This window comes from Rhodococcus sp. Leaf233 (genome assembly GCF_001426165.1).
GTDB lineage: Bacteria > Actinomycetota > Actinomycetes > Mycobacteriales > Mycobacteriaceae > Rhodococcoides > Rhodococcoides fascians.
On record NZ_LMRO01000013.1, the window covers coordinates 111,390 to 132,600 of the forward strand.

A 21,211-nucleotide genomic window follows, 5' to 3' on the forward strand; every position below is an offset into this window, starting at 1 on the left:
ATCGTGCCGACTCAGGGGCGAGGCCCCGATCGACCCGGCGTCGACGATCCGGGCCGCGGCCGACGCATCGGCATCGACGTCGGGAGCGTTCGCATCGGCATCGCGTCGTCCGACCCCGACGGCGTCCTCGCGACGCCCGTCGAAACGGTGCCGCGGTCCAAGGTCAAGGGACCCGATGCGCCGGACGTCGTCCGGGTGGCGGAAATCATTGCCGAGTACGAGGCCGTCGAGGTCGTCATCGGACTGCCTCGGACGTTGCGCGGTGAACGTGGAAGTGCAGTCGACGCGGCGGAGAGATTCGGCCGTTCTCTGCACAGGCGGTTGGGCGGCGTGCCGATTCGCATGGCCGACGAGAGACTGACTACGGTGAGCGCGTCGCGTGCCTTACGGGAGAGTGGTGTGCGCGCGAAGGATCAGCGATCGGTCATCGACCAGGCCGCCGCGGTAGCGATACTGCAGGGTTGGCTCGACGAACGACGGGCCGCGGCGCACCGAGCAACGACGAATTCAGGATCGACGGAGGTCGACGAGTGAGCAACCATGGGTCCGATGATCGGGGTCGACGGCGGGTGGCCCCGGACGAGGCCCACACCGATCCGATCGGGTATCGCGTGGACGAGGGCAGTGAGTTCCACCGGAGTATGAATCGGTCCCGGCCGCCGCAACGCAGTGAACCGCATACGCAGGGCACCCGTCGTGCGGACCGCGAGGCCGGCGGTGGCCCGGCAGTCGACCCGGATGCCGGAGCGATGCCGCAGGCCGTGGGTCGGAGCCGCGCCGCCGGTCGCAGGGAACGCGCCGCGTCCAGCCGGAAGCGTCGTGGCCGAGTCGTCGCCCTGGTTCTCGGGCTGCTGTTGGTCGTCGCCGTGGCAGGAGGGGGGTACTTCGCAGTGAACAAGTTCGGGAATCGAACGACACCGAACGAGGACTTCGCGGCCGGTTCGTCCGGTGACGGAGTCGTGATTCAGGTCCATCCCAACGACACCGCCCAGCAAATCGGTACCGAGGCTGCGGACAAGGGCGTGGTGGCGAGTTCCGGAGCGTTCCTCGAAGCTGCGCTGCAGAACAATGCGATCACGTCGGTCCAGCCGGGCTTTTACCTGCTCACCAGCGGTGTTCCGGCTTCCCGCGCGGTCGAGGAGCTGGTGGATCCTGCCTCGCGGGTGGGAAACATGGTCATCTCGGAGGGGCGTCAACTGCACGACGCGAGAGACGTGAACACCGGTTCGGTCAAGAAGGGGATCTACACGCTGATCTCCGAGGCCAGCTGCGTGGATCGGACCGGCAGTGGCAGTCCGACGTGCATCAGCTACGACGATCTCAACGCAGCAGGAGCAGTCGACGATCCGGCGGCCCTGGGAGTGCCGCAGTGGGCAACCGACCGCGTCGAGGGCGTGCCGGACCGAGACCGCCAGCTCGAAGGTCTGATCGCCGCCGGAACGTGGGACTTCGATCCCAGCGCCGCTCCTGCGGACATCCTGAAACAACTGGTGTCCGAGAGCGCCACCCGGTACGAGGACACCGGAATCCTCACCGCGGGCAGCAACTCCGGACTGACCCCGTACGACACACTCGTCGCGGCCTCGTTGGTGGAGCGTGAATCCCTGCCACAGGACTTCAGCAAAGTGGCGCGGGTGATCCTCAACCGTCTCGCGGTGCCGCAGAAGCTCGAATTCGACTCGACGGTGAACTACTCGCTCGACACCACCGAGGTGGCCACCACCGACGCCGATCGCGCCACGGTGACGCCCTGGAACACCTATGCCAGCGAAGGGCTGCCCGCCACTCCGATCTCGTCCCCGAGCATCGGTGCGGTACAGGCCGTCGAGATGCCGGCCGACGGAGACTGGCTGTACTTCGTGACCATCAACCAGGCTGGGGAGACGCTGTTCACCCGCAGTTACGACGAGCACCTGGCCAACATCGGCAAGGTGGAAGCCGGATTCCTCGACAGCGGCCGCTGACATGCGTGCCGCCGTACTCGGCAGCCCGATCGAGCACTCGAAGTCACCGGTGCTCCATCGGGCGGCTTACCGCGCCCTCGGCCTCGACGAGTGGACCTACGACCGCATCGAGTGCACGGCCGAGCAACTTCCCGGACTGGTCGACGGTTTCGGGCCGGATTGGGTCGGCGTGTCGGTGACGATGCCCGGCAAAGTCGCCGCTCTGACGTACGCGTCGGAACGTACCGAACGCGCCGTCCTGGCCGGGTCGGCCAACACTCTGCTGCGGACGACGTCGGGATGGCGGGCGGACTGCACGGACGTGGACGGCGTCGTCGGCGCACTGCGAGATGCTGGAATCGACGATCTGACCGGTGCCGCCGTGACGGTGGTGGGTGCAGGAGGTACGTCGAGACCCGCGATCGTGGCCCTGGCAACACTCGGCACCGCATCGGTCACGGTGGTTGCTCGATCGGCCGATCGTGCGACGGCCACTCTCGAGTGCGCGGTGGCCGCCGGGCTCCGCGCCGACTTCGCACAGTTCAGCGATCCCGGACTCGCCGACGTCGCAGCAGCGTCGGCCGTGCTGGTCAGCACCGTCCCCGCAGCCGGGGTTGCCCCCTTCGCGGCCGCTCTCGGCCGGGCACCCGTCGTACTCGATGCGATCTACGACCCCTGGCCGACCGCACTCGCCGCTGCGGTCGACGACGCCGGCGGAACGGTTATCAGCGGACTGTCGATGCTGCTCAACCAGGCCTACGGGCAGGTAGAGCAATTCACCGGTATGCCGGCACCACGATCGGCCATGCGAGAGGCGCTCGGCGTCGTTCTGTAGCCGCGTCTGTGGTCGACCGGCGAGCGACCTCGATCTGCGCCCGTCGGGTATGGCTGTGCACAGGGCGGCGGTTGTCCACAGGTCTTTTCGTGACCTGGACTGTCCGCGCGACTCGGTTCGTCTCGGTGCGACGCTTCGAGCCATGTGGAGTCTGGGTGTTGCTGTCACGGTCGGTGCTGTCGCCGGTGTGGTGCTGCGCGTCGTGTTGCGTCGATGGGAGCCGCGTTTTCTACCGGCGCTGTGTGTCCTCGGATCCGGGTGGGCGTGGTGGAGGTTCGGGGACAGCCCGCATGCCGCGTCGTGGGGGCTGATCACCTGGTGCGTACTGACGTGGTGGTTCGCAGCGCTGATCGCCGTCGACGTGCGGTGTCGCCGGCTGCCGAACGTGTTGACCGTTCCCGGTGCGGTCGTGGTTCCGGCAGTGCTGGTGGCGACGGGTTCGGCTCAGGCTCTGCTGGGCGGCGGGCTGCTGTTCGGCATCTACCTCGTGGTTCATCTCGGTGCGCCGAGGGCGTTCGGCGCGGGTGACGTCAAGCTCGCCTGGTCGGTGGGTTCGATCGCTTGCCTGGGCGGTACAGCCGGGTGGACCGTCGCGGCGTTGGCGGCGCCGGTGGCCACAGCCGTGGTGGGGTCGATCGCGGCGGTCTGCGGATACCCCGGTGCGCGCATCGCGCACGGGCCGTCCATGTGCGCGGCCACCCTGCTGGCAGTTGCGGCGGCCACGACGTGAAAAGATGTTCGAGTGCTGCGCTGGATAACTGCCGGAGAATCCCACGGACCCGCTCTCGTCGCCATCCTCGAAGGAATGGTCGCGGGAGTCGAGGTGACCTCGGACGACATTGCTCGCCAACTCGCTCGCCGCCGCCTCGGTTACGGCCGCGGTGCTCGCATGAAGTTCGAAGCGGACAAGGTGACCCTCACGGGCGGCGTTCGTCACGGCCGGACCATGGGCGGGCCGGTGGCGATCGAGGTCGGTAATACCGAATGGCCGAAGTGGGAACAGGTGATGTCGGCCGACCCCGTCGACGAGGCCGTCCTCGCCGATCTGGCTCGCAACTCTCCACTGACTCGACCACGACCCGGGCATGCCGACTTCTCCGGGATGCTCAAGTACGGTTTCGACGACGCACGTCCGGTGCTCGAGCGTGCCAGTGCGCGTGAGACCGCGGCGCGGGTGGCGATCGGAACGGTCGCGCGGCTGTTCCTGAAGCAGGCGTTCGGCATCGACGTCGTCTCGCACGTGATCTCCATCGGTGCCTCGGATCCCTACGTCGGCCCGCCGCCCGCGGGCGCGGACATCGATGCCATCGACGAGTCTCCGGTGCGGGCCTTCGACAAGGCCGCCGAGGAGTCCATGATCGCCGAGATCGAAGCCGCCAAGAAAGACGGCGACACCCTCGGCGGCATCGTCGAGGTCGTCGTGCACGGACTGCCGGTCGGCCTCGGCTCGTTCGTCTCGGGTGAACGCAAGCTCGACGCCAGACTGGCGGCTGCGCTGATGGGCATCCAGGCGATCAAGGGTGTCGAGGTGGGCGACGGTTTCGAGACCGCGCGCCGACGCGGCAGTGTCGCACACGACGAGATCAAGCCGGGGCCAGACGGAGTTCTCCGCTCGACGAACCGTGCGGGCGGGATCGAAGGCGGAATGACCAACGGTGAGGCTCTGCGGGTGCGTGCCGCGATGAAGCCCATCTCCACGGTTCCCCGCGCCCTGTCGACGGTGGACATGTCGACCGGCGACGAAGCGGTCGCCATCCACCAGCGCTCGGACGTATGCGCTGTTCCGGCCGCCGGGGTCGTGGCAGAGACGATGGTTGCCCTCGTGCTCGCGCAGGCAGCGTTGGAGAAGTTCGGTGGGGATTCGCTGGCGGAGACGACGAGCAACGTCGACCACTACGTGAAGGGCACCGCCGCCCGACCTCCGCGATGAGCCCGTACGCGGTCCTCGTCGGACCGCCGGGTGCAGGAAAATCGACCATCGGACGGCGACTGGCCCAGGCGTTGAATCTGGATCTGTTCGATACCGACGTGGCCATCGAACGAAAAACCGGGCGAACCATTGCGGATATCTTCTCGCACGACGGTGAGCCTGCATTTCGCGAGATCGAAGAGCGGATCGTCGCCGATGCCCTGGCCTCGCACGACGGCATTCTTTCCCTCGGCGGCGGAGCCGTGTTGTCGGCTGCAACCCGGAAGCTGCTTGCTGCGCACACTGTGGTCTATCTGGAAATCAGTGTGTCGGAGGGGCTTCGGCGAACGGGAGCCAACACGTCTCGGCCACTGCTCGCGGGCCCGGACCCGCGCGCCAAGTACCAGGAATTGATGCGTCACCGCCGCCCCCTCTATCGCTCGGTTGCCACCGTGCGAGTGCGGACGGACAGTCGTAGTCCGGCCCGAGTCGTGAATCAGTTGGTGGCCAAGCTCACTGCTCTCGCACCGGTGCCCGTTCGCGAAGTGAACGACGAAACCCCCAGTAGATGAAGGTGATTCGATGACAGAGCCCGTACGCGTCCAGGTCGAGAGTGCCAACCCGTACCCGGTGATCATCGGCCGAGGCCTGTTGACGGACCTCGTCGACGAGCTCGCCGGAACCGCGACGGTCGCGATCTTCCATCAGCCACCCCTGGCCGAGACGGCCGAAGCAGTGCGAGCAGCATTGGCGGACAAGGGGATCGATGCACACCGCATCGAAATTCCGGACGCCGAGGACGGCAAGGACCTCGCGGTCGCCGGATTCTGCTGGGAGGTGCTGGGACGCATCGGCCTGACCAGAAGTGACGCCATCGTCTCGCTCGGCGGCGGCGCGGCCACCGATCTCGCCGGTTTCGTTGCGGCGACGTGGATGCGCGGCGTTCGAATCGTCCACGTTCCGACGACTCTGCTGGCCATGGTCGATGCCGCCGTCGGTGGAAAGACCGGAATCAACACCGATGCCGGCAAGAACCTGGTCGGCTCGTTCCACGAACCGGCCGCGGTGCTGGTCGACCTCGCGACACTCGAGACAGTGCCGAAGAACGAGATCGTGTCGGGCCTGGCCGAGGTGATCAAGACCGGCTTCATCGCCGACCCGGTGATTCTGGACATCATCGAATCAGACCCCGCTGCGGCGCTCGATCCGACCGGCGACGTACTGCCGGAGCTCATCAGACGGTCCGTGGAAGTCAAGGCCAGGGTTGTGGCCGCCGATCTGCGGGAATCGAATCTACGGGAGATCCTGAACTACGGGCACACCCTCGCCCACGCCATCGAGCGACGCGAGCAGTATCGCTGGCGGCACGGAGCTGCGGTGTCGGTCGGGCTCGTGTTCGCCGCCGAGCTCGGTCGTCTGGCGGGCCGGCTCGACGACGCGACCGCGGACCGCCATCGGGCGATTCTCGAATCGGTCGGGCTGCCGGTGACCTACGACGAGCACGCGTTCGCGGATCTGCTCAAGGGAATGCAGACGGACAAGAAGAACCGCGCAGGTCTGCTTCGATTCGTCGTCCTCGACGGATTGGCCAAGCCCGGTCGACTCGAGGGCCCGGACCCGGCTCTGCTCGTCGCGGCTTTCTCGGCTGTGGGGCGCGAGGCTCCGGCGGCCGGTGGTTCCGCCATCATGTTGTAGATCCAGGTGTTGTACGCCTGCGACACACTTTGAACACACAACGGGCGGTGGTCGATGCATCGGTGCATCGACCACCGCCCGTTGGACGTGTGCCGCGTGGATCAGGAGCCGTCGGCGCTCCCGTGACGGTTGCCGCGCTTGTCCATCCGGGGCTTGCCGTCGGCGTCGACAGCCGAGAACACCTCGGTGTCGGCCTCGCCGTGCTCGGGTGCCCATTGCGGTTCGGCCTGCGACCGTGTGCCCGCCTGGTCCGCCCGCTCGGCCGAGCCCGCGTTCACCAGCTGGCGCTCGTGTGCTCGCTCGGCGTCGGAGGTGGCCAACTTCTTCTTCGCCTCGCGGTTGACGATCTGCCTGCCGACGAACATCGCGATGCTCGCGACGACGAACACCGTCAGGATCGTGAACGCTGCGCCCGAGGTCAGCTCGAAGATCAGTCCGTTCTGGCCCAGGCTGAAGTCGACGAAGAAATCGATGATCCAACTGATCAATCCGGCAAGCAGGCCGCCGACCACAGCAGCCTTCAGCCAGACCATCGTCAGGTCCTCGCCCTTGTCCGGGTCGGGGTTCCTGCGTCGGTCGCGGATCCCGTCGATGCCGGCCCAGACGGCGATGACGAGCACGACGAGGGCATACGCCACCCATCGCAGCGCCGAACCGCTCAGAGGCCACATCGACACCGCTGCCCCCAGCAGCAGTCGAGCGACGACGTTGATCAAAGCCATACCTATGCCACGCACTGCCCACCCAGTCATGCGGCACAGCATATCCGCACGTGGCCGATTGTGTGTCGGGGCCCACAGGTTCGCCGTGGGGGCGGCGCAGCCGAGGCTCCCGATCCGTTGACGGCCGACCAGTAATGTCGGGAACATGTCTGCTGATTTCGGCGCCCGCCGCGGTGCCTTGCGAGAGCTGTTGATCCAGGACGGCCTCGACTCGATTCTGATCACCGACCTGCTCAATGTGCGCTATCTGACCGGCTTCACCGGCTCGAATGCCGCGCTGCTCGTGTCGACCGGAGGTGACGAGCGAACAGTGATCTGCACCGACGGCCGCTACGTCACCCAGGTCGCCGAGCAGGTTCCCGATCTGCGCGCAGAGATCGACCGCGCGTCGGCGCTGCACCTGCTCGGTGCTGGTATTTCCGGTCGCGGCACCCGTGTCGGCTTCGAGAGTCATGTGGTCACGGTCGACGCCCATCGCGCGTGGGCCGAGCTCGACGGCGGCCTCGAACTGGTGCGCGCGCCGGGAGTCGTGGAATCGCTGCGCATGGTCAAGGACGAGTACGAGGTGGGTGTGCTTCGAGACGCGTGCCGCGCCGCCGACGACGCGCTCGCCGAGCTTCTGAGCGGCGGCGGGATTCGCGCGGGCCGGACCGAGCGTGAGGTGGCTCGCGAGCTCGAATCGCTGATGCTCGATCACGGTGCCGACGCCGTCTCGTTCGAGACCATCGTTGCCGCCGGGGCGAACTCCGCGGTGCCGCATCACCGCCCGACCGACGCCGTCCTGGCCGAGGGGGACTTCGTGAAGCTGGACTTCGGCGCGCTGGTGGCCGGGTACCACTCGGATATGACGCGCACCTTCGTCATCGGTGCGCCGGCGCAGTGGCAGCGCGAGCTGTACGACCTGGTGCAGCGGTCGCAGGCTGCAGGCCGAGAGGCGCTGGCACCCGGTATCGAGACCGCTTCGGTCGACGCCGCATCGCGGTCGGTCATCGAGGAGGCAGGGTACGGCGAGTACTTCCTGCACGGGCTCGGTCACGGAGTCGGCCTCGAAATTCACGAAGCGCCGGGAATCGCGAAGTCGAGCACCGGTACACTGCTGAGCGGTGCAGCGGTCACCGTCGAACCGGGTGTCTACTTCTCCGGCCGCGGCGGCGTTCGGATCGAGGACACACTCGTCGTTCGCGACGAGGGTCCGGAACTGCTCACCCTGACAAGCAAGGAACTCACGTCCGTCTAGCGCGCGGGCGGGAGCGAATCCCGCACGTGACCGACGGCGCGTCACGCGCACAAACGATTGAGGAGACGCGAAGCAAGTGGCTTCCACCAGCGATTTCAAGAACGGACTGGTTCTCAACCTGGAGAACCAGCTGTGGTCGATCATCGAATTTCAGCACGTCAAGCCCGGTAAGGGGCCTGCGTTCGTGCGAACCAAGCTCAAGAACGTGCTGTCGGGCAAGGTCGTCGACAAGACGTTCAACGCCGGTGTGAAGGTCGAGACCGCAACGGTCGACCGACGCGACATGACGTACCTCTACCACGACGGTAGCGACTACGTGTTCATGGATGCCGACACCTACGACCAGCTTTCCATCGGTGAGGCGACCGTCGGCGACGGCGCGCGATTCCTGCTCGAGAACCTTCGCGTCCAGGTCGCGATGCACGAGGGCGTCCCGCTGTACGTCGAGCTTCCCGTCACCGTCGAGCTCGAGGTCAAGCACACCGACCCCGGCCTGCAGGGAGACCGCTCGACCGGTGGCACCAAGCCGGCCACGCTCGAGACCGGAGCCGAGATCTCGGTGCCGTTGTTCATCAACACCGGCGACAAGCTCAAGGTCGATTCCCGTGACGGCAACTACCTCGGGCGTGTGAACTCCTAACGTGTCATCGAAGAAGTCGACATCCTCCGGTTCGCAGAACGGCGTCCCCGGCGCGAAGAAGCTGGGTGCGCGCCACAAGGCCCGCAAGCGTGCCGTGGATTTCCTGTTCGAGGCAGAAGCGCGCAACGTCGACCCGGTGAATCTGACCAGCGAACGGATCGAACTCGCGCGCGGCGACGACACGATCGCACCGGTCAGTGAGTACACCTCCACGCTGGTCGAGGGGGTGGCAGAGAACCTGGACCGACTGGACGGCGTGATCGCCGATCATCTCAAGGACTGGACGATCGGTCGCCTGCCCGCAGTCGATCGGGCGATCTTGCGGGTCGCGGTGTGGGAGCTCTTCCACGCCACCGACGTCCCACCGGTCGTTGCTGTCGACGAGGCCGTCGAGCTGGCCAAGCAGCTGTCCACCGACGATTCGCCGGGCTTCGTCAACGGTGTACTCGGCCAGATCGTGCTCGTGGCACCGCAGGTTCGCGCCGCTGCGGCTGCTGTGTCGTCGCGTCCCCAGGCCGCAGGCCCGGACGATGCGACGGTCGACTCCGATCTGTGACACACCCGTCCACGGCAGTGTGACCGAACGCTCTGCGAGCCTGGTGGGTTCGGTTCGCAGAGCGTTGCTAGGCTTTACGCAGTTCTAGTGCCAGACATCCTTTAACGATCCGTCCAGAGAGGCGGAGAAGGAGGTCGTAGTTTGCCTGCGCCCGAAAGTTCATCCGCCGATTCTGCCGTCCGTGAGCTGCTGTCCGCAGCCGATGTAGGTCGGACCATCTCTCGCATGGCTCACCAGATCATCGAGAAGACCGCGCTCGACGCTCCCGACTCGCCGCGTGTCGTGCTACTGGGCATTCCCACTCGCGGTACCACCCTGGCCGAGCGTCTCGCCGAACGTATCGAGGCGTTCTCCGGCGTGCGGCCCCCGCTCGGCTCGCTCGACATCACCCTGTACCGCGACGATCTGCGCAACAAACCGCACCGTCCACTCGAACGCACCTCGGTGCCGACCGGCGGAGTGGACGATGCCCTGGTCGTTCTGGTCGACGACGTGCTGTTCTCCGGCCGTACCGTCCGGTCGGCGCTCGACGCGCTGCGCGATCTCGGACGCCCTCGCGCCGTCCAACTCGCGGTCCTGATCGATCGCGGCCACCGCGAACTTCCCCTCCGGGCGGATTACGTGGGCAAGAACGTGCCCACGGCCCGCTCCGAGGACGTCTCGGTGCTGCTCTCCGAGCACGACGGGCGGGATGGCGTCAGCTTGTCCGAGGGAGGATCGACGCGATGAAACACCTGCTGTCGGTCGCCGACCTCACTGCGGAATCCGCCACCGAACTGCTCGACGAGGCCGAGCGTTTCGAGCAGGCACTGCTCGGTCGCGAGGTCAAGAAGCTGCCGACGTTGCGCGGCCGGACGATCATGACCGTCTTCTTCGAGAACTCCACCCGAACTCGGGTGTCGTTCGAGGTCGCGGGCAAATGGATGAGCGCCGATGTGATCAACGTCAGTGCCAGCAGTTCGTCGGTATCCAAGGGGGAGTCCCTCCGCGACACTGCGATGACCCTGCGCGCGGCCGGTGCCGACGCACTCATCGTTCGCCACCCTGCGTCGGGTGCCGCGCACCAGATCGCCCGGTGGACCGCCGACCAAGGGGCTGGCCTCGATGGTCGTTCCACCGGTGCCGGTCCGGCGGTCATCAATGCGGGCGACGGTACCCACGAACACCCCACACAGGCGTTACTCGATGCCCTGACGGTTCGGCAACGCCTGGGCGATATCTCCGGTCGCCGGATCGCGATCGTCGGCGATGTTCTGCACAGCCGGGTAGCGCGATCGAATGCGATTCTCCTGTCCACCCTCGGAGCCGACGTCGTGCTGGTAGCGCCGCCGACTCTGCTGCCGGTCGGTGTCGAGGGCTGGCCGGTTCGGGTCTCGCACGACATCGACGCCGAGCTACCCGGGTTGGACGCGGTGTTGATGCTTCGGGTGCAGGCCGAGCGGATGAACGGCGGGTTCTTTCCGTCGGCGCGGGAGTACTCGATCACGTACGGACTTTCGCAGCGCCGACTCGACTTGTTGCCCGAGCACGCCGTGGTGCTGCATCCGGGGCCGATGCTGCGCGGTATGGAGATCGCGTCCTCGGTGGCCGACTCACCCAAAACTGCAGTCTTGCAACAGGTTACGAATGGAGTTCACGTGCGGATGGCAGTCCTGTTCCGATTGCTGGTCGGTTCGGACGGGGGAGCATCATGACCGCTCCGGCACCGTCGGTACTGCTGCGTGGAGTCCTGCTGTACGGCGAGGGCCCCGAAACGAACGTCCTGATCACTGGCGAGGAGATCGTCGAGATCGGGCCCGACGTCGACGCCGACGGCGCCGACGTGGTCGAGGCGCGCGGCCAGGTTCTGCTGCCCGGCTTCGTCGACATGCACACCCATCTGCGGGAGCCCGGTCGGGAAGACACCGAGACCATCGAAACCGGCTCCGCCGCAGCCGCTCTGGGTGGGTACACCGCCGTGTTTGCCATGGCCAACACCTCGCCGGTCGCGGATTCGGTCGTCGTGACCGACCATGTGTGGCGCCGCGGACAGGAAGTCGGGCTCGTCGACGTGCACCCCGTCGGGGCCGTCACCGTAGGGCTCGAAGGCAAGCAGTTGGCCGAGATGGCCACGATGGCTGCCGGGGTCGGTCGGGTCAAGATGTTCTCCGACGACGGCCACTGCGTCGACGACCCACTGATCATGCGTCGCGCACTGGAGTACTCGAGTTCGCTCGGAGTGTTGATCGCCCAGCATGCGGAAGAACCGCGATTGACCGTCGGTTCGGTCGCTCACGAGGGTCCCAACGCCGCCCGGCTCGGTCTCACCGGCTGGCCGCGTGCCGCCGAGGAATCGATCGTCGCGCGCGATGCCCTGCTCGCTCGGGACGCGAATGCGCGGGTGCACATCTGCCATGCCTCCACTGCCGGCACCGTCGAGTTGCTGAAATGGGCTCGGGGGCAGGGAATTTCGATCACCGCCGAGGTAACGCCCCATCACCTGCTCCTCGACGACTCGCGTCTGGAGACATACGACGCCGTCAACAAGGTGAACCCGCCGTTGCGCGAGAAGTCCGACGTGGACGCGTTGCGCAAGGGTCTGGCCGACGGCGTGATCGATTGCGTGGCAACCGACCACGCACCGCATGCCGAGCAGGACAAATGCTGTGAGTTCTCCATCGCCCGGCCCGGGATGCTCGGACTGGAGACCGCGCTGTCGATCGTCGTCGACACGATGGTGAACCCGGGTCTGCTGGACTGGCGCGGTGTGGCGAGGGTCATGAGCGAACGTCCGGCCGAGATCGTCGGCCTGGCCGATCAGGGCCGTCCGATCGAGGTGGGCGAAATCGCCAACCTGACGCTGGTCGATCCGAAGGCCGACTGGACGGTGTCGGGCAAGAAGCTCGCCAGCGTCGCACACAACACACCGTTCGAGGACATGAGCTTCTCGTCCAAGGTGACCACCACCGTGTTCCGTGGACGTATCACCGTCCGCGACGGAGTCGTGGCGAACAGGGCAGGGGAGTAGAGCCGTGGACAGAGTTCTCATCGTCATCGGCTTCATCCTGTTCTGGGCGCTGATGATCGCGCTGATCTTCTGGGGTTGGCGCGGGCGTCAGAAGCGTCAGGAAGGACGCATCGGCGAGTTCCCGGCCGTGCCGGACGACCTGGGTGCCAACCGAATCCAGCCGGCCACCGGGCTCTACGTCGGCAGCACCATTGCGCCGAGTTGGCAGGACCGGATCGCCGTGGGCGACATCGGCCACCGCGCCACCGGCGAGCTGTCACGACACGAGAAGGGAATCCTCCTCGATCGGGACGGCGAGTCACCCATCTGGATTCCGAACGAATCGATCCGGGCGATCCGTACCGAGCGCGGACTCGCAGGCAAGGTCATGACCAAGGACGGTCTCCTGGTGATCCGATGGGAGTTGCCGACGGGGACCGAAATAGACACCGGCTTCAGGGCCGACGACAAGCAGATCTACCCGGTGTGGACAGAGGGTTTCACCGGAGAAACCAAGGAGGAAACCGCGTGAGCAGCGCAGTTCTTGTTCTGGAGGACGGCCGGACGTTCCGCGGCACCACGTTCGGGGCCCAGGGGCGCACGCTCGGCGAAGCCGTCTTCTGCACCGGTATGACCGGATACCAGGAGACGCTGACCGATCCGAGCTACCACCGCCAGATCGTGGTGGCCACGGCTCCGCAGATCGGCAACACCGGCTGGAACCAGGAGGACGGCGAGGCGGCCAGTGCCCAGGATCCCAACAAGATCTGGGTCGCCGGTTACGTCGTCCGAGATCCAGCGCGCCGGACGTCGAGCTGGCGCTCGACCGGAACGCTGCAAGACCAGCTCGAGGCGCAGAACGTCGTCGGCATCGCCGGAATCGACACGCGCGCTCTCGTCCGCCACCTGCGTACGCGCGGCTCGATGCGAGCGGGAGTGTTCTCGGGCGACGCACTCGGCACCTCGGACGAGATGCTCGAGCAGGTGACCGGTCAGCGGTCCATGCTCGGCGCGGACCTCGCCGGCGAGGTGACCACCGGTGCCGGGTACACCATCGAACCGACCGGCGACGCTCGATTCACCGTCGTGGCAGTCGATCTCGGCATCAAGACCAACACTCCGCGAATGTTCGCCGAGCGCGGTATCCGCGTGCACGTGGTGCCGTCGAACACCAGCATCGAGCAGGTTCTCGAACTGAACCCGGACGGTGTGTTCCTGTCCAACGGCCCGGGAGACCCGGCCACGGCAGACACGAGTGTCGCGCTGACCAGGCAGGTACTCGAACGAGAGCTGCCGCTGTTCGGCATCTGCTTCGGCAACCAGATCTTCGGGCGGGCACTCGGTCGCGGCACGTACAAGATGAAGTTCGGCCACCGCGGCATGAACATCCCGGTCATCGAGCACACCACCGGTCGCATCGCGATTACCGCGCAGAATCACGGGTTCGCACTCGAAGGTGAAGCAGGCGAGGAATTCGACACCGACTTCGGTCGAGCACGAATCAGCCACACCTGCGCCAACGACGGCACCGTCGAGGGCGTCGAGCTGATCGGCGGCAGCGCCTTCTCGGTGCAGTACCACCCCGAGGCCGCGGCCGGCCCGCACGACGCCGCCTACCTCTTCGACCGTTTCACCAGCGTCCTTCAGGAGAAGAAGTAATGCCACGCCGCACAGACCTGAACCACGTCCTGGTCATCGGATCCGGCCCGATCGTCATCGGCCAGGCCTGCGAGTTCGACTACTCCGGCACCCAGGCGTGTCGAGTGCTTCGTGAGGAAGGACTGCGGGTCAGCCTCGTCAACTCGAACCCGGCCACGATCATGACCGACCCGGAGTTCGCCGACGCGACGTACGTCGAGCCGATCACCGCGGAGTTCATCGAGAAGATCTTCGCTCGCGAGGCCGAGCAGGGCCACCCCATCCAGGCCGTGCTCGCGACCCTGGGCGGACAGACGGCTCTCAATGCAGCTGTCGCTCTGCACGATCAGGGCATTCTCACCAAGTACGGCGTCGAACTGATCGGTGCCGACTTCGACGCGATCCAGCGCGGCGAGGATCGCCAGAAGTTCAAGGACATCGTCGCCAAGGTCGGTGGAGAATCCGCCAAGTCGGCCGTCTGCTACACGATGGACGAGGTACGCGAGACCGTCGCCGAGCTCGGTTTCCCGGTCGTCGTCCGGCCGTCGTTCACGATGGGTGGGCTCGGTTCGGGATTGGCCTACAACGACGAGGATCTGACCCGGATCGCGGGAGGCGGCCTGGCGGCGTCCCCGACGGCCAACGTGCTGATCGAGGAGTCCATCCTCGGCTGGAAGGAATACGAGCTCGAGCTCATGCGTGACGGCCGCGACAACGTGGTCATCGTGTGTTCCATCGAGAACGTGGATCCCGTCGGCGTGCACACCGGCGACTCGGTCACCGTTGCGCCGGCGATGACGCTCACCGACCGCGAGTACCAGAAGATGCGCGACCTCTCCATCGACATCCTGCGTGAGGTGGGCGTCGACACCGGCGGCTGCAACATCCAGTTCGCGATGGATCCGGCCGACGGCCGACTGGTCGTCATCGAGATGAACCCGCGAGTGTCACGCTCGTCGGCTCTGGCGTCCAAGGCCACGGGCTACCCGATCGCCAAGATGGCCGCCAAGCTGGCTATCGGGTACACCCTCGACGAGATCGTCAACGACATCACCAAGGAGACGCCGGCCTGCTTCGAGCCGACGCTGGACTACGTGGTCGTCAAAGCACCGCGATTCGCGTTCGAGAAGTTCCCCGGTGCCGACGGCACACTGACCACGACGATGAAGTCCGTCGGCGAGGCGATGTCCATCGGCCGCAACTTCACCGAGGCCTTCGGCAAGGTGATGCGCTCGCTCGAAACCAAGCGCGCGGGCTACTGGACCGGCCCCGAGGTCGAGGCAGAAAGTCTGGACGCGTTGCTGAAGGACCTGTCCGTACCGCAGGACGGTCGGATGTACGGGATCGAGAAGGCATTCGCTCTCGGTGCCACCCTCGAGCAGCTGTTCGAGGCGACCAAGATCGACCCGTGGTTCCTCGACCAGTTCCAGCAGATCCACGAACTCGGCGTCCAGGTTCGCGAGGCGGCCGAATTCGACGAGGCGCTGCTGCGTCAGGCCAAGTACCACGGTCTGTCCGATCGCCAGATCGCCGCTCTGCGACCCGAACTCGACGGTGAGGACGGAGTGCGGGCGCTGCGCGACGAGCTCGGTGTGCACCCGGTCTACAAGACTGTCGACACCTGTGCGGCGGAGTTCGAGGCCAAGACCCCGTACCACTACGGCACCTACGAGCTCGACCCCGAAGCCGAGACCGAGGTTGCCCCGCAGCCGGACCGGCCCAAGGTCCTGATCCTCGGATCCGGTCCCAACCGCATCGGTCAGGGCATCGAATTCGACTACAGCTGTGTGCATGCGGCGCTGACGCTGTCCGAGGCCGGCTACGAGACGGTCATGGTCAACTGCAACCCCGAGACCGTCTCCACCGACTACGACACCGCCGATCGCCTGTACTTCGAGCCGCTGACGTTCGAGGACGTGCTCGAGGTGTACCGGGCCGAGGCCGCCTCGGGAACGGTGCGCGGGGTCATCGTGCAGCTGGGCGGACAGACCCCGCTCGGTCTGGCGAAGCGACTGAAAGCCGCAGGCGTACCCATCGTCGGAACCTCTCCCGAGGCCATCGACCTCGCCGAGGACCGCGGAGAGTTCGGCAAGGTACTGGACGCGGCAGGACTGCCGGCAGCCAAATACGGCACCGCGACGACGTTCGACGGGGCCCGTGAGATCGCCGCAGGAATCGGTTACCCGGTGCTGGTGCGCCCGTCGTACGTGCTGGGCGGACGCGGTATGGAGATCGTCTACGACGAGGCATCCCTGGCGACCTACATCTCCAATGCGACGGAGATCTCGGACGACCGACCGGTGCTGGTCGACCGGTTCCTGGAAGATGCCGTGGAGATCGACGTCGACGCGCTGTGCGACGGCACCGAGGTGTACATCGGCGGCATCATGGAGCACATCGAGGAGGCCGGCATCCACTCCGGCGACTCCGCATGTGCACTCCCGCCGATCACGCTCGGCAAGACCGACCTGGAGAACGTGCGTCGATCGACCGAAGCCCTCGCGAAGGGAATCGGTGTCCAGGGCCTGCTGAACGTGCAGTACGCCCTCAAGGACGACATTCTGTACGTCCTCGAGGCCAACCCTCGAGCCAGCCGGACGGTGCCGTTCGTGTCCAAGGCGACGGCCGTGCAGCTGGCGAAGGCTTGCGCCCGAGTGATGTTGGGGGAGAGCATCGCCGAACTTCGGACTGCGGGAATCCTGCCGGAGACCGGAGACGGTGGCACCGTCCCGGCGGGTGCGCCCATCGCCGTCAAGGAAGCGGTGTTGCCGTTCAACAGGTTCCGCCGCGCGGACGGAACCGGCGTCGACACACTGCTCAGCCCGGAGATGAAGTCCACCGGTGAGGTGATGGGTATCGACTTCGATTTCGGCACTGCCTTCGCCAAGAGTCAGACCGCCGCGTACGGTTCGCTGCCCGCCGGCGGTGCAGTATTCGTATCGGTGGCGAACAAGGACAAGCGGTCGTTGATCTTCCCGGTGAAACGACTCGCCGATCTCGGGTTCGACATCCTGGCCACCGAAGGAACCGCAGATGTGTTGCGGCGCAACGGAATCAAGTGCGAGCAGGTGTACAAGCAGTCGGGCGAGGATGTCCCGGAGGGTGAGCAGACGATCGTCGACCGAATTCTGGCCGGCGACATCGCGATGGTCATCAATACCCCGTACGGCAACTCCGGTCCCCGCGTCGACGGATACGAGATTCGTAGTGCCGCTGTGGCGCAGAACATTCCGTGCATCACCACGGTGCAGGGTGCGTCGGCCGCAGTGCAGGGCATCGAGGCAGCCATCGCCGGTGGAATCGGTGTTCGTTCCCTGCAGGATCTGCATGCGGGTCTGAAGGAAGGCCTGGTTCTGCCGTGAGTCATCACCACAGTTGGTCGGACCGGCTCCGGGCAGCGGTCGCCGCGCGCGGTCGGCTGTGCGTCGGCATCGATCCGCATCCGGCTCTGCTCCAGGCGTGGGGCCTGCCGCGCTCGGCGGACGGTCTCGAGGTCTTCGCCGAGCTGTGTGTGGAGGCGTTCGTCGGTGAGGTGGCTGTCGTCAAGCCTCAGGTGGCGTTCTTCGAGTCGTACGGTTCGGCCGGCTATGCGGTTCTCGAGCGCACTGTCGGGGTGTTGCGGGACGCAGGCACGTTGGTGATCGCCGATGCCAAGCGCGGCGATATCGGAACGACGATGGATGCGTACGCGCAGGCGTGGCTGGAGCCGGGTTCTCCGTTGTCGTCCGATGCCGTCACGGTGTCGCCGTACCTGGGGTTCGACTCGTTGGGTGCGGCGATCGACCGAGCTGTCGCTCACGACCGCGGTGTGTTCGTCCTTGCCCGGACGTCGAATCCGGAAGGCTCCGCGCTGCAACACGCGTCGATGTCGACGGGTGGGTCCGTTGCGCAGTCGATCGTCGACGCGGCGGCTGCGCGCAACCGTGTCGATGCAGACACGGTCGGCCTGGTGGTCGGGGCCACCCGTGATCACGGCCTCGATCTGTCGGGCTATCGCGGGCCAGTGCTCGCGCCCGGCCTGGGTGCCCAGGGTGCCACGGTGAACGATCTGGCGGAGATCTTCCGTGATTGCCGAGAGCTGCTGTTGCCGAACTCTTCTCGGAGTGTGCTGGCGGCGGGTCCGTCGGTGACGGCGTTGCGTGCGGCGGCGACGCAGTTGCGTGACGAGATCGAAGCGGGTCTCGCATAGTCCATGGTCGCGTCGGCGAGCGTGTGGGGGTGGGTTAGCGGTGAGCGCCCGTCGTCGGTACGGTCGCTAACGCTGCCGACGACAATGCGAATCGACCGGGAATCCCTGCACGGATGGTCCTCGGCAGGCACCTACCGATGAGCGGCGAACCGATCCTGATCGGACCGGTCGCTCGCCCCGAAACGAGAAGACGGAGGAACCGACAGTGGCCCTTCCCCAGTTGACCCCCGAGCAGCGCGCTGCTGCCCTCGAAAAGGCAGCTATCGCCCGCAAGGCTCGCGCCGAGCTCAAGGAGCGCCTCAAGCGCGGCGGCACCGACCTCAAGCAGGTTCTCAAGGACGCCGAGACGGACGAGATTCTCGGCAAGATGAAGGTATCCGCATTGCTCGAGGCGTTGCCGAAGGTGGGCAAGGTCAAGGCCGCGGAGCTGATGACGGAGTTGGAGATCGCGCCCACTCGTCGACTGCGCGGACTCGGGGATCGGCAGCGCAAAGCGCTGTTGACGAAGTTCGATTTCGAGGCCTGACGACGGTGAGTGACACTGCGGCGACGTCCGTGCCGGAGAAGAAGCGGGGCCGGTTGGTGGTGCTGTCCGGCCCTTCCGGCGTCGGCAAGTCCAGTGTCGTTCGGCTCGTGCGCGCGGCGCTACCGGAGCTGGTCTTCAGCGTGTCGGTCACGACGCGATCGCCGCGGCCTGGCGAGGTGGACGGTCAGGACTACCACTTCGTGTCGGCCGAGGAGTTCGACCGGATGATCGCCGACGGCGAGTTGTTGGAGTGGGCGAGTATCCACGGCGGCCTGCAGCGGTCGGGAACTCCTGCTGCCGCAGTGGATGCCGCATTGGAGGCCGGCAGTCCGGTGCTGCTCGAGCTCGACCTGGCCGGGGCACGGGCCGTTCGGGTGTCCAAGCCGGAAGCTCTGCTGGTGTTCATGGCACCGCCGACGTGGGAAGACCTGGTCTCTCGACTGGTCGGTCGAGCGACGGAGGAGAGCGCCGCCACCGAGCGCCGGTTGGAAACGGCAAGGGTGGAATTGGCGGCACAGGACGAGTTCGACACGGTCGTTGTCAATACCGATGTCGACCATTCGTGCGAACAGTTGGTATCCTTGTTGGTCGGTAGGTCGTCGGTCGGTAACAGCTGACCATTTTCACGGCGCACGAGGCCCCGACCAGCTAGTTCGTAGCACCAACGATGCAATTTCAGGAGATCATCAGTGAGCAGCACTTCAGCGGCCGTTTCCGACTTCGACGGACGCAGCGCTCTGCCGGCCTACGACACGCCGCTCGGCATCACCAATCCACCCATCGACGAATTGCTCGCGCGCACCTCGTCGAAGTACGCCCTCGTCATCTACGCGGCAAAGCGTGCACGCCAGATCAACGACTACTACAACCAGCTCGGTGACGGCATCCTCGAATACGTGGGACCGTTGGTCGAGCCCGGTCTGCAGGAAAAGCCGCTGTCCATCGCGCTTCGCGAGATTCACGCAGACCTCCTCGAGCACACCGAAGGCGAATAAGAACCCGACAGGGGACACCTGACGTGCATGTGGTCGTCGGAGTAGGCGGCGGTATCGCCGCCTACAAGAGTTGTGCGCTCATTCGAAAATTCACCGAGAACGGCCATCAGGTTCGAGTGATTCCGACTGCGTCGGCGCTCGAATTCGTCGGCCGCGCAACATTCGAGGCATTGTCCGGCCAGCCGGTGCACACCGGCGTGTTCGCCGATGTGCCCGAGGTGCCGCACGTTCGGCTGGGGCAGGAAGCGGATCTCGTCGTCGTCGCGCCGGCCACCGCGGACCTGATGGCTCGAATCGCGGGCGGGCGGGCGGACGATCTGCTCACCGCGACGTTGCTGACCGCTCGGTGCCCCGTCGTGTTGGCCCCGGCCATGCACACGGAGATGTGGGAACACCCGGCCACTGTTGCGAACGTCACCACGCTCCGATCGCGCGGTACCCAGGTGATCGAGCCTGCGTCCGGCCGGTTGACGGGACGCGACACCGGTTCGGGCCGACTGCCCGAGCCCGAGGAGATCTTCGCTCTCGCCATGCTGCTGACCGAACGTGCGGACGCGATGCCGCGCGATCTCGAGGGACGGCGAATTCTGATCTCGGCCGGTGGTACGCGGGAACCCCTCGATCCCGTTCGTTTTCTGGGGAATCGGAGTTCCGGCAAGCAGGGGTACGCGTTGGCTCGCGTCGCAGCCCAGCGCGGTGCCCACGTGACCTTGATCGCCGGGTACACCAGCGACCTCGAGGCGCCCGCGGCGGTCGATGTGGTCCACGTGAAGACCGCGTCCGATATGCAGGACGCGGTGCGCTCGCATGCGACCGACGTCGACGCAGTGGTGATGGCGGCTGCGGTCGCCGACTTCAGACCCGAGTCCATCGCGAGCAGCAAGATCAAGAAGGGCTCGAACGAACCGTCGTCGATCCCTCTGGTCCGCAACGACGACATCCTCGCCGGTCTCGTGTCGGCTCGGCACAGCGGAGACGTCCGATCGTCGACGGTGATCGTCGGATTCGCCGCCGAGACGGGCGACGCCGACGGTGACGTGCTCACCTACGCGCGAGCCAAGCTCGAACGCAAAGGCTGCGATCTGCTCGTCGTCAATGCGGTGGGTGACGGCAAGGCCTTCGAGGTCGACCACAACGACGGCTGGTTGTTGGGGTCCGACGGCTCCGAGGCCGCGCTGGGGGAGGGCTCGAAAGCTCTGCTCGCCAGCAGGGTGCTGGATTCGGTCGCCCAGATGCTTCGCTCCCGTGATCCGCGGCCCACTTCGGATACCCGCTGATGTCGAGGGTGCACGATCGATGTCGTAGCAGCTAGCGTTCTGGGTACCAGGGCGACAGCGCCG

General features: G+C 66.2%; 22 protein-coding genes. 21 read left to right on the plus strand and 1 reads right to left on the minus strand.

Features of this window, described 5'->3' with window-relative positions:
• The 7 genes from ruvX to aroB all read left to right on the plus strand — a co-directional run bounded on the left by ruvX (position 1) and on the right by aroB (position 6,382).
• On the plus strand, positions 1 to 534 hold the full coding sequence (gene ruvX / locus ASH04_RS23275) for a Holliday junction resolvase RuvX (RefSeq protein WP_032372486.1): 534 nt from the start codon (positions 1 to 3) through the stop codon (positions 532 to 534).
• Complete coding sequence (locus ASH04_RS23280) at positions 531 to 1,964, plus strand: endolytic transglycosylase MltG (RefSeq protein ID WP_080730204.1); 1,434 nt, start codon at positions 531 to 533, stop codon at positions 1,962 to 1,964. The genes ruvX and ASH04_RS23280 overlap by 4 nt, the downstream gene beginning before the upstream one ends.
• Position 1,965: 1 nt before the next feature.
• Entirely contained in the window at positions 1,966 to 2,778 is an 813-nt protein-coding gene (locus ASH04_RS23285) for a shikimate dehydrogenase (RefSeq protein WP_057474688.1), read from the plus strand.
• Positions 2,779 to 2,920: 142 nt separating this feature from the next.
• A complete protein-coding gene (locus tag ASH04_RS23290; protein WP_081371325.1) occupies positions 2,921 to 3,508 on the plus strand; it encodes a prepilin peptidase in 588 nt (195 codons plus the stop codon).
• A gap of 12 nt (positions 3,509 to 3,520) precedes the next feature.
• The gene (gene aroC, locus ASH04_RS23295; RefSeq protein WP_027496973.1) at positions 3,521 to 4,708 is read left to right on the plus strand and encodes a chorismate synthase; all 1,188 of its coding nucleotides are present in this window, start codon (positions 3,521 to 3,523) and stop codon (positions 4,706 to 4,708) included.
• A complete protein-coding gene (locus ASH04_RS23300) occupies positions 4,705 to 5,259 on the plus strand; it encodes a shikimate kinase (RefSeq protein ID WP_027496974.1) in 555 nt (184 codons plus the stop codon). The genes aroC and ASH04_RS23300 overlap by 4 nt, the downstream gene beginning before the upstream one ends.
• Before the next feature lie 10 nt (positions 5,260 to 5,269).
• The gene (aroB, locus tag ASH04_RS23305) at positions 5,270 to 6,382 is read left to right on the plus strand and encodes a 3-dehydroquinate synthase (protein ID WP_032365738.1); all 1,113 of its coding nucleotides are present in this window, start codon (positions 5,270 to 5,272) and stop codon (positions 6,380 to 6,382) included.
• Between the two features lie 101 nt (positions 6,383 to 6,483).
• On the opposite strand, the gene ASH04_RS23310 is transcribed toward aroB, so the two are convergent.
• A complete protein-coding gene (locus ASH04_RS23310; protein ID WP_027496976.1) occupies positions 6,484 to 7,134 on the minus strand; it encodes a B-4DMT family transporter in 651 nt (216 codons plus the stop codon).
• 115 nt (positions 7,135 to 7,249) lie between these two features.
• On the opposite strand from ASH04_RS23310, the gene ASH04_RS23315 reads away from it, so the two are divergent.
• The 14 genes from ASH04_RS23315 (at position 7,250) to coaBC (ending at position 21,148) form a co-directional block, all read left to right on the plus strand.
• Positions 7,250 to 8,341, plus strand: a complete 1,092-nt coding sequence (locus ASH04_RS23315; protein WP_032408286.1) for a M24 family metallopeptidase — start codon at positions 7,250 to 7,252, stop codon at positions 8,339 to 8,341.
• Between the two features lie 76 nt (positions 8,342 to 8,417).
• Positions 8,418 to 8,981 carry an elongation factor P gene (gene efp, locus ASH04_RS23320; RefSeq protein WP_027496978.1) on the plus strand — a complete coding sequence of 188 codons (564 nt, stop codon included), beginning with the start codon at positions 8,418 to 8,420 and terminating at the stop codon, positions 8,979 to 8,981.
• 1 nt (position 8,982) lies between these two features.
• Entirely contained in the window at positions 8,983 to 9,537 is a 555-nt protein-coding gene (gene nusB / locus ASH04_RS23325) for a transcription antitermination factor NusB (protein ID WP_032365740.1), read from the plus strand.
• A 141-nt stretch (positions 9,538 to 9,678) separates the two neighbouring features.
• Positions 9,679 to 10,266: a bifunctional pyr operon transcriptional regulator/uracil phosphoribosyltransferase PyrR gene (pyrR, locus tag ASH04_RS23330; protein WP_027496980.1), complete on the plus strand. Its 588-nt coding sequence runs from the start codon at positions 9,679 to 9,681 to the stop codon at positions 10,264 to 10,266.
• Entirely contained in the window at positions 10,263 to 11,231 is a 969-nt protein-coding gene (locus ASH04_RS23335; protein WP_032408284.1) for an aspartate carbamoyltransferase catalytic subunit, read from the plus strand. The genes pyrR and ASH04_RS23335 overlap by 4 nt, the downstream gene beginning before the upstream one ends.
• Complete coding sequence (locus tag ASH04_RS23340) at positions 11,228 to 12,544, plus strand: dihydroorotase (protein ID WP_032408283.1); 1,317 nt, start codon at positions 11,228 to 11,230, stop codon at positions 12,542 to 12,544. The genes ASH04_RS23335 and ASH04_RS23340 overlap by 4 nt, the downstream gene beginning before the upstream one ends.
• Before the next feature lie 4 nt (positions 12,545 to 12,548).
• Complete coding sequence (locus ASH04_RS23345) at positions 12,549 to 13,055, plus strand: PH-like domain-containing protein (protein ID WP_027496983.1); 507 nt, start codon at positions 12,549 to 12,551, stop codon at positions 13,053 to 13,055.
• Positions 12,941 to 14,182 (plus strand): glutamine-hydrolyzing carbamoyl-phosphate synthase small subunit, encoded by a 1,242-nt coding sequence (gene carA / locus ASH04_RS23350; protein WP_442971234.1) that lies wholly within the window; start codon positions 12,941 to 12,943, stop codon positions 14,180 to 14,182. The genes ASH04_RS23345 and carA overlap by 115 nt, the downstream gene beginning before the upstream one ends.
• On the plus strand, positions 14,182 to 17,523 hold the full coding sequence (gene carB, locus ASH04_RS23355; RefSeq protein ID WP_032365742.1) for a carbamoyl-phosphate synthase large subunit: 3,342 nt from the start codon (positions 14,182 to 14,184) through the stop codon (positions 17,521 to 17,523). Before carA ends, carB begins: the two co-directional genes overlap by 1 nt.
• A complete protein-coding gene (pyrF, locus tag ASH04_RS23360; RefSeq protein ID WP_032408281.1) occupies positions 17,520 to 18,350 on the plus strand; it encodes an orotidine-5'-phosphate decarboxylase in 831 nt (276 codons plus the stop codon). The genes carB and pyrF overlap by 4 nt, the downstream gene beginning before the upstream one ends.
• Before the next feature lie 205 nt (positions 18,351 to 18,555).
• A complete protein-coding gene (mihF, locus tag ASH04_RS23365; RefSeq protein WP_027496987.1) occupies positions 18,556 to 18,876 on the plus strand; it encodes an integration host factor, actinobacterial type in 321 nt (106 codons plus the stop codon).
• A gap of 5 nt (positions 18,877 to 18,881) precedes the next feature.
• Complete coding sequence (gmk, locus tag ASH04_RS23370) at positions 18,882 to 19,493, plus strand: guanylate kinase (RefSeq protein WP_032365744.1); 612 nt, start codon at positions 18,882 to 18,884, stop codon at positions 19,491 to 19,493.
• A 72-nt stretch (positions 19,494 to 19,565) separates the two neighbouring features.
• Entirely contained in the window at positions 19,566 to 19,871 is a 306-nt protein-coding gene (gene rpoZ / locus ASH04_RS23375; protein WP_008716576.1) for a DNA-directed RNA polymerase subunit omega, read from the plus strand.
• A 23-nt stretch (positions 19,872 to 19,894) separates the two neighbouring features.
• Positions 19,895 to 21,148 (plus strand): bifunctional phosphopantothenoylcysteine decarboxylase/phosphopantothenate--cysteine ligase CoaBC, encoded by a 1,254-nt coding sequence (gene coaBC / locus ASH04_RS23380; RefSeq protein ID WP_032391445.1) that lies wholly within the window; start codon positions 19,895 to 19,897, stop codon positions 21,146 to 21,148.
• Positions 21,149 to 21,211 lie beyond the last annotated feature (63 nt).